Annotated in this window: 7 protein-coding genes and 2 pseudogenes; 4 read left to right on the top strand and 5 right to left on the bottom strand. The window is 69.6% G+C overall.

Annotation, left to right across the window (positions count from 1 at the left end):
* Positions 1–58: 58 nt before the first annotated feature.
* Positions 59–682, bottom strand: a complete 624-nt coding sequence (locus ACZ7NC_RS30340) for a hypothetical protein (protein ID WP_471492684.1) — start codon at positions 680–682, stop codon at positions 59–61.
* Between the two features lie 368 nt (positions 683–1,050).
* Here ACZ7NC_RS30340 and ACZ7NC_RS30335 point away from each other — a divergent pair, with 368 nt between their 5' ends.
* From ACZ7NC_RS30335 to ACZ7NC_RS30325, 3 genes and pseudogenes are all read left to right on the top strand, one after another.
* Positions 1,051–1,428 (top strand): hypothetical protein, encoded by a 378-nt coding sequence (locus ACZ7NC_RS30335; protein WP_471492683.1) that lies wholly within the window; start codon positions 1,051–1,053, stop codon positions 1,426–1,428.
* A 58-nt stretch (positions 1,429–1,486) separates the two neighbouring features.
* Positions 1,487–1,585, top strand: a pseudogene (locus ACZ7NC_RS30330) (IS5/IS1182 family transposase); the annotation flags it as partial.
* A pseudogene (locus ACZ7NC_RS30325) lies at positions 1,585–1,794 on the top strand (IS110 family transposase); the annotation flags it as partial. The pseudogenes ACZ7NC_RS30330 and ACZ7NC_RS30325, both read left to right, overlap by 1 nt.
* A gap of 117 nt (positions 1,795–1,911) precedes the next feature.
* Here ACZ7NC_RS30325 and ACZ7NC_RS30320 read toward each other — a convergent pair.
* Together ACZ7NC_RS30320 and ACZ7NC_RS30315 are read right to left on the bottom strand one after the other, a co-directional pair.
* Entirely contained in the window at positions 1,912–2,550 is a 639-nt protein-coding gene (locus tag ACZ7NC_RS30320; RefSeq protein ID WP_471492682.1) for a hypothetical protein, read from the bottom strand.
* 53 nt (positions 2,551–2,603) lie between these two features.
* Complete coding sequence (locus ACZ7NC_RS30315; protein ID WP_471492681.1) at positions 2,604–3,764, bottom strand: magnesium and cobalt transport protein CorA; 1,161 nt, start codon at positions 3,762–3,764, stop codon at positions 2,604–2,606.
* A 250-nt stretch (positions 3,765–4,014) separates the two neighbouring features.
* Between ACZ7NC_RS30315 and ACZ7NC_RS30310 the strand changes: the two genes are divergently transcribed.
* A complete protein-coding gene (locus tag ACZ7NC_RS30310) occupies positions 4,015–5,109 on the top strand; it encodes a winged helix DNA-binding domain-containing protein (protein WP_471492690.1) in 1,095 nt (364 codons plus the stop codon).
* 14 nt (positions 5,110–5,123) lie between these two features.
* Here ACZ7NC_RS30310 and ACZ7NC_RS30305 read toward each other — a convergent pair whose 3' ends face one another.
* Positions 5,124–5,771, bottom strand: a complete 648-nt coding sequence (locus tag ACZ7NC_RS30305) for a LysE family translocator (RefSeq protein ID WP_471492680.1) — start codon at positions 5,769–5,771, stop codon at positions 5,124–5,126.
* A 148-nt stretch (positions 5,772–5,919) separates the two neighbouring features.
* Positions 5,920–6,708 carry a S1 family peptidase gene (locus tag ACZ7NC_RS30300; RefSeq protein WP_471492679.1) on the bottom strand — a complete coding sequence of 263 codons (789 nt, stop codon included), beginning with the start codon at positions 6,706–6,708 and terminating at the stop codon, positions 5,920–5,922.
* Positions 6,709–6,824: the final 116 nt, after the last annotated feature.

The raw sequence follows: 6,824 nt of genomic DNA, 5'->3' as shown, positions 1-6,824 counted from the left end.
GGGGGACCTGGCCGACGTACGAGGGTCCCCGCCCCGTACCTTTCCGGTGGCCGCCCGGTCAGTACAGCTTGTTGACGGCCGTGATCGTGGTCTTCTTGAAGGCGGTCACGGGCGCGTTCACGAAGTCGCCCATCTCGCCCCACTTGACGACGGTGACGGTCCTGTCGTCCCGTCCGACCGACAGCAGGGCGATGTCGGTGGCGCCCCCCGACGCCTCGGTGTTCAGGCCGCGGACGTGGGCGCCCTCCTCGACCGGCAGCGTGCCGTAGTCCCGGCCCTCGGCGTCGACGTCGGGCGAGGACTCCTCGATGCGGTCGGCGCAGGTGCGGATCAGGTCGTCGTAGTGCTTCGCCAGGGCCTTGGCCTGGGCGGCTGTACCCGTCACGACGGTCAACTGCACGGCGCCGGTGTCCAGGTCGGTGCGGAACTCCCGGTGCCGGTAGTCGTAGTCGAGCACGCCCTCCGTGCTCACGCAGAGGCCGAGTGCCTCCGGGAACCCCTCGGTGACCCGCCCGGCGGTCCAGGACGACGTCGGGTGCGGCGGCAGCTGGGACGCCGACAGGAACTTGGGCGCGGCGGCCTTCGGTGCTGCGCCCGCGGCCGGCGCCGTCAGGACCGAGCCCGCCGCAAAGGCGGCGACGGCAAGTGCGGTGAGAGCGCTCGTTCGGATACGCATGGACATGGGTGTTCCCCCTGGATGAGTATGTGGACGTGGATGCCCCGGCGAGGCTGGCTGGTCGGTCCGGGCCTGGTCGGTGCGGCACCAAGAGCATCAGCGGTCACAGTGGCCGGGCGCAACAGCCGACAGCCGATCTAGCACGGTGGAACCATCCCAGCCCTTCTGACGTGCAGATACTTGAGGTGCCTGGGATACCTCCGGCGGACAGCTTGTATGCCGCTGGGCCGCCGTACGGCATGCGGACGATCACATCCACATCGCCGCCACCCTGGTCACCGAGGACGGGCATCGAACAACGTCACGCACACCGCTGACGAAGGTGACGGCAACTGGGACCTGTCCACCACCCTCTACCAGCGGTCCACCACCAGTTGACCGCCCTCGCTCCGGACGGGGCCCCTGCCGCCATCACCCTGGACGACCGATCACACACCGGCCCCGACAACGCGACGACGCCACTCGCCACCGACGTACCCCACGACCGGTCCGAAGCAACCGACGGCGACCACGGCGTCACCGATGAGCGCGGCAACAGCCAGGCCCACCGCGCCTTCGCCCTGGCCTTCACCAACCCGGCCGTCGCCAACGATGAACTCACCCTCGCCGAGCAGCTTCTGGCCGACGTGGATCTGCGCGCCACCACCCTGATCACCCATATCGCGCCGCTCGCCCGCGACGCCGGCCGCACCGACGCCGACGACCACGCCCAGGTGCTGCGCGCCGAGATCCGTACAGCAGGCGTGACGTAAGCCGAGCTCGCCTTGGAAACGGTGCAGGGGCTACGACTACGACCACCTGCGCCGATGGTTACGCCAGCGCGGCATCCGGCACCGCATCGCCCGCAAAGGCATCGAGTCCTCGAAGAGGCTGGGTCGGCACCGTTGGACCATCGAACGCACTATGGCCTCAACCGCGGCGGCGACCGTCAGGCCAACGCCGCGCTCCATCGCATCGTGTTCACCCGCCTGCGGGTCGACCCGTGCCCCCGGGTCTACTACGAGCGATGGATCAAAGAGGGCAAGACCCGGCGCGAAATCGTTCGTTGCCTCAAGCGCTACGCGGCCCGGGAGGTCTTCCACCTGGTCAGATGGCTGCAGCCAGGACCCCGCTTATAGGGGCTGTGACACGTGAGGACCCCCGGCGGCTTGCTCCGGCTGGGGTCCTGCGTAGACGGGGACCTGATACGACGACCCCCGCCGGCTTGCTGCGGCGGGGCGTCGTCGTGCAGTTGGTCATGACGGATTGGGGCTTGCACTGGAGGCTCCGTTGTACTCCGGCTCGCCGCTTTCGAGTACGCGGATGAGCGAGGCGGTGACGACGCGGGTGGTGCGGCCTATCGGTAGCACGCGGCATGGGAATTCTCCGCGGCGAACGAGGTCGTAGCTCTTCGATCTCGACAAGACGAACGCCTGGGCGGCGTCCTCGACGCTCGCCGTCCCACTCCAGGTGGCGCGGATGTGCTCGGGGCTGAACTGGCCGTGAGGCGTTTCGCCGCTCTGACTGGGCATTCCTGTCAGCAGTGCTTTTCGGGTTTCACTCCTGCCGTGCTGGGCGCCGAGGCGATCGCGGCCGCTCTGCGAGAGCTGCGCTTCTATCAGCATCTGGCACCGATCGCGCCGGTACGCACGCCAAGGTTTCTCGGTCACCTGGACACCGAGGACGGAGTGGCTGTGCTGCTTGAGGCGGCGGGCGAGGCTCATGAGCCCGGCGTGTGGACCGCACGGATGCGGGCGGACCTGGGCCGGAAACTGGCCGATCTGCACAGCATGACGTCTGCCCTGCGTGAGGCTCTCACCGATCCCGATATGGAGCAGGTCCGTGTCTTCTGTTCTCCCCAGACACTCCCCAGTGGCCTCGAACGCGTCATCCAAGCCTGCGATCGGAGCTGCACATACTCAGGACGGCAGCCCTCCACGGTGATTACTCAGAGCCAGTCCCGCCGCTTGAAGATGATGTACAAACTGGCGCAAACAACTCCCATTAGGGCGAGAGCGAAGGGGTATCCGAGCACCCAGTGCAACTCCGGCATGTGCCTGAAATTCATTCCGTAGATCGTCCCGACCAACGTCGGAGCGAACAAAATGGCTGCCCAAGAAGAGATCTTCTTGATCTCCTCGTTCTGCTCGAACCCCGCCTCCGCCAACGCCCGCATCTCCGCGTTCTGCTGCTGCGTGACCAGCGTCGCGTTGACCGTGAGGATCTCGGTGAGGGCCTGGCGGAAACCGTCGACGCGTTCGCTGGTGTGGGTCACGTGGTCGGCCACGTCGCGGAGGTAGCGCTGGAGTTCCTCGTCCGTGCCGTACTTGGAGAAGCCCGCCATCAGGCCGTGCAGCATGCCGACGAGCGGGCGGGTCGCGCGCTGGAACTCGACCATTTCCCGGGAGAGTTCGTAGATACGGCGGGAGACCTCGGGATCGCCGCGGAAGACCTCGGTCTCGATCTCGTCGATGTCGATCTGGACGCCCGCGACCACCGGTTCGTAGCCGTCGACCACCGTGTCCAGTATCGCGTAGAGCACCGCCTCGGGGCCCAGCTTGAGCAGCTCCGGCGTCTCCTCCATGCGCCGGCGCACCGCCGACAGGTCGGGGGCGGCGCCATGGCGGACGGTGATCACGAAGTCGGGGCCGACGAAGACGTGGAGTTCGCCGAAGTCGACCTCCTCGGGCGCGTCCAGATAGCGGGCGGCGCGCAGCACCACGAACAGCGTCTCGCCGTAGCGCTCCAGCTTGGGCCGCTGGTGTGCCTCCATCGCGTCCTCGACCGCGAGAGGGTGCAGGTCGAACTCCGCGGCCAGGGAGAGGAGCTCCGCCTCCGTCGGGCGGGCCAGGCCGATCCATGCCATGCCGGAGGGCTGGTCGCGCAGCTCACGGTAGGTCTCGGCTAGGGTGGTGGGGCTGGACACCCGCACCCCGTCCCGGTACAGCGCCGCCTGCACCACACTCGCCACGTCCGACGGCTCCGACGTCTCGGCGGGCGCCGGAGGTGCCGCGGTCGGTGTCTCCGGTGGCTGCGGCGCGGTGAGGGCTCGGCGCCACACGGACTTCATGGAGTTTTTCGAGGCGGGGCGGGCGCGTCGCTCGGACATCGCGGCTGCCTCCCGGTCGGGACGACGAGTGCGTGATCACCGAGCAGGATATACGGGGCGAATGACATGGGAAGGGGCGGGTCGGTCCGGGATCCGGTGAGAGACGCGGATACGCGGACGGAAACTGTCCGCAAGCCCCACTAGCGTGCGGAGCATGACCAAGCGGACCATGTCGAAAAAGGCCGACGCGGCCAAGACGGTGACGAAGGTGCCAACGGTGACGACAGCGCGGACGAAGGCGGGCAAGGCGATGACCAGGACGGACCCAGTCCTCAGCACCCGCGCCCTCAACCGCGCCACCCTCGACCGCCAGCTCCTGCTGCGCCGCTCGCCGCTGTCCGCCCTCGCGGCCGTGGAGCACCTGGTCGGGCTCCAGGCGCAGGAGGTCAAACCGCCGTACTACGCGCTCGCCGCCCGGCTCGAGGGCTTCACGCCCGAGGAACTGTCCGGGCCGCTCGGCGACCGCGCGGTCGTGCGTATCGTCACGATGCGCTCGACGATCCATCTGCACACCGCCGACGACAGCCTCACCCTGCGCCCGCTGGTGCAACCCGCCAGGGACCGCGAGATCAACTACTTCCGCAAGGGTCTCGTCGGCGTCGACCTGGACCGGCTCGCCGGCATCGCCCGCGAGCTCGTCGAGGCCGAGCCCCGCACCATGAAGCAGCTGCGTGAGGCCCTGAGCGCCGAGTGGCCGGATGCCGACCCGCAGTCCCTGGCCGTCGCGGCCCGCTGCACGCTGCCCCTCGTCCAGGTGACCCCGCGCGGCATGTGGGGCCGCAGCGCCCAGGTCTCCCTCACCACCGCCGAGCACTGGCTGGACCGTCCCGGCGAGCCGGCCGCCTCGGCCGACGCCACGGTCCTGCGCTATCTGGCCGCCTTCGGGCCGGCCTCCGTTAAGGACATGCAGACCTGGGCGGGCCTGACCCGGATGCGCGCCGCCTTCGAACGGCTCCGCCCCCAGCTGCTCACCTTCCGGGACGAGAACGGCGTCGAACTCTTCGACCTCCCCGACGCCCCGCGCCCCGACCCGGACACCCCGGCGCCGCCCCGCTTCCTGCCCGAGTTCGACAACCTCCTGCTCTCCCACGCCGACCGCACCCGTGTCGTTCCGCCCGCGAACCGTGGCCGTACCTGGCAGGCGAACACGGTCTACTGCCCGTTCCTCGTCGACGGCTTCCTCGCCGGTGTCTGGCGCATCCTCGGCGACGCCCTCGTCATCGAGCCCTTCGGCGAGCTCGGCAAGGCGCAGCGCGCGGACGTGGCCGAGGAGGCGGCGCGGATGCTCCAGGTCATGCACCCGCAGGAGTCGTACGACATCCGCTTCGGGACCGTCATCCCGTAGTCGCGCGGCGGACCTCAGTCCGCCCGGCCCGTCACCGCCACCGTCACTCCGAGCCCGATCATGGTGAAGCCACCCGCCCCGCCGATCAGCGACAACCGCCGGTCCGAGCAGGCGAACCAGGTGCGGGTGGCGGACGCGGTCAGGCCCCACAGGGTGTCGGTGACCAGGCCGATCGTGATCGGGACGAGGCCCAGCACGAGCATCTGGAGGGCGACCTGGCCCGCCGGCCGGTCCACGAACTGGGGGAGTACGGCGGCGAAGAACACGACGCCCTTGGGATTCGTGACGCCGACCAGGGCGCCGTCGAGGACCGTCCGCAGATCGCCGCGGGCCGGACGCGCCGAGCCGGGTCCGGTCGCCGACACCCGCAGTTCCCCGCGGTGCCGGAACGCCTGTACGCCCAGGAGGACGAGGTACGCGGCGCCTGCCAGCTTGACTCCGAGGTAGATCGCCGCGGACCGCTCCACCAGCGAGCCGATGCCCACGGCGACCGCGACCACGAGCAGATACGAGCCGAAGACGTTGCCGATGGCCGTCGCCACCGCGGAGCGGCGGCCGTGCGCCAGCGCCCGTCCGATGACGAACAGCACGCTCGGCCCCGGGATCAGCACCACCAGGAGCGACATGGCCGCGAAGGCAAGCAGCCGGTCGGCGGACACCATGCCCATCACCTCCGTACGATCCCGGCCATTCAACCCCGGGCGGACGGACATGGACAGGGGGCGTTGCGGGCCGCTCGTGGAGGCCCGCAACGCCCCCTGGTCTGTCACCCGAGGCGTGCTCGGGAGACCTTGTGGACGCCGTTCCCGGTCAGGACTCGACCTGTTCGGTCACCTCGTCCGAGAACGTGGTCAGCCGGGTGTAGACACCCGGGTAACCGGCCCGGGCGCAACCCTCGCCCCAGGAAGTGATCCCTGCCAGGACGCCCCCGATGAGCAGGGGACCGCCGCTGTCGCCCTGGCAGGTGTCGACGCCACCGGAGGTGTATCCGGCGCAGACCATGTCGGACGCGATGAAGTCCGAACCGTAGGAGCTGGAACAGCTGGAGTCGGACACCGTCGGCACGGTCGCCGTGCGCAGCTGGTTGGAGGAGCTGCCGTTCGAGGAGGTGGTGCCCCAGCCGATGATGCGGGCGGTGGTGCCGGAGGCGTACACGCCCGTGTCCGAGGAGTCGACGTACGAGGCCGGGGTGTACGGCATCGACGTGGACAGGGTCAGCACGGCCACGTCGTTGCCTTTGGTGGCGTCCTGGTAGTCCGGGTGGACCCAGATGTCGCTGACCCGGCTGACCGTGCCGTTCGTGCCGTTGAGGTACGTGCGGCCGCCGACGACGCGGACGCTGCTCGTGGTCTCGCCGGCCATGCAGTGGGCCGCGGTGACGACCTTGGTGGCGGAGACCAGCGTGCCGCCGCAGAACTGGTTCTGCGAGGCGTCGGTGATCTGCATCATGAACGGGTACGCGGTCGTCGTGGTCGTCGAACCGCCCACGATGCGCGAGTCGGCGGCCTCAGCGGTGGGGGCGCTGAGCAGAGCCGTCGCGGCGGCGGCGACGCCGGCCGCCACGGCGGCGGTCTTTCTGGCACGGGTGAGCCCGAACATGAGACTCCTCATTGGGGGGTTGCCGGTGGGGGACGCGCGGGTGTGGGGGTACGCACGGGGGTCGCGGGACCGACCCCCGTGTGCCCGGGCGAGCGGCACATCCATAAGGTAGGTCC

Source organism: Streptomyces sp. NPDC111802 (assembly GCF_055634335.1).
Note: the sequence above shows the minus strand (reverse complement) of the source record. Positions and strands in the feature narration are given on the sequence as shown.